Origin of the sequence: Microbulbifer rhizosphaerae, from assembly GCF_014191725.1 — a bacterium.
GTDB lineage: Bacteria > Pseudomonadota > Gammaproteobacteria > Pseudomonadales > Cellvibrionaceae > Microbulbifer > Microbulbifer rhizosphaerae.
On record NZ_JACHWZ010000071.1, the window covers coordinates 1 to 1,459 of the forward strand.

Consider the following 1,459-nt stretch of genomic DNA (forward strand, 5'->3'; position numbering starts at 1 on the left):
TCACCGGCAGTGCAATTACCAACACCTTCACGCGGCCGCCGAACCAGCCTTACACCTATGGCAGTACGGCCACAATCGCGGAGCAGTATACGAAGACGGACCCGCGTACGCTGACGGTTACCAGCCAAGTGCAGACTAACGATGCGACGCAACCATATGCCTATTCCACTACGGCGCTTAAGCGTGTTGCTGCACCGGCGAATGAAGCCAGGACGGTAACGGTTTATCGTGAGCACAGCAGTGTCAACTCTGCGAGCAGCTACACAAAGCTGAAGCCTGGCGCCTTTTCCGCGAGAACTGCGGGAGTAGATAGCGAATCTTCCTGGGGGTATGACCGTTTCGCGTATTGGAATCTGAATGTGACGGTGACTCGTAATGATGCCGGACTGCCGAGTGGTTACGACGGAACATTTTCCTATACAGTGAGCTCCTCGACTTGGGATGGTAGCGTAGATCTAACAAAATATTTTGGAGATAACCTGCCTGCAGGAAATTACTCGGTAGAAGTTATTGCTTCGGAAATGCGTGAATACTACGCGGATGGTAATGGTGGGTTATATGACAATGGATCTTACACAGGAACGAAATCCTACAATGTCGGTACCCGTATAAAATGGACCGATCCAAGTTACGGGCAGTACAAGACGACAAAGTTTTACTATAAGTCGACGTCCTCTTCCAGTTGGACTGCTCGAAGTTTTACCTCCAGTGGCCACACCAATACTGTCACATGGCATAATCCCAATGGTGGCAACTTTAATTTTCGTATCGATTACTTGAATGGCGACTCCCAAGGGGGGGTTAATGAAGTTGCGATGCAAGGGGTAGGAAGTTTTTCCACTATTGCCACATCAAATCAGAGCCTGAGTACTACTTTTAAGGGGATTGCCACTACGGATTCGGCCAGTAATTCTTCTGTGATGAAGTATTACACCGGAACGCTTCCTACCAATATCACATCTATAAAAGCGGTCTCCACCAACCGGGCTACCGGGGTCTCGTATACTGCCTGGACCTACCCGCAAGACATCGTACGCGATGGATTCTCATGGGATGGTAAGGTCAATTTGCGAATTGGCAGCGAACTTCCAAATGGGCAATACGATATTGCTTTGACTGTCAATGGTTCTCTATTGCCTTCCACTATCTATTACGAGCTTGGCACGCAGTACGAATACGATCCCACAATCATTACCTGGCCCTTGTCGACACAGCCGGAAGGTGCAGCGGCTGTGTTTAAATACCGAACTTTAGGGAGCACGGGAAGTTGGGCGGAGGTGTCGCCGGTCGAAAGCGGCTCCAATCACGAGGCTAATCTCGGTGTTTTGGGTGATGATTCCAAAGTCTTCGATTATGAGTATGTTATCGAGTATAAGAATGGCAATAATGTCGTTAAATCAACATCAGGAACATTCTCTGTAGCTAAGGATGGAACTACTACAGATAGCAGTCCTATTGA

Annotated in this window: 1 protein-coding gene; it reads left to right on the plus strand. The window is 48.7% G+C overall.

Features of this window, described 5'->3' with window-relative positions:
* A partial coding sequence (locus FHS09_RS22480) for a hypothetical protein (protein WP_183464144.1) occupies window positions 1-1,459 on the plus strand: 1,459 nt, incomplete at both ends.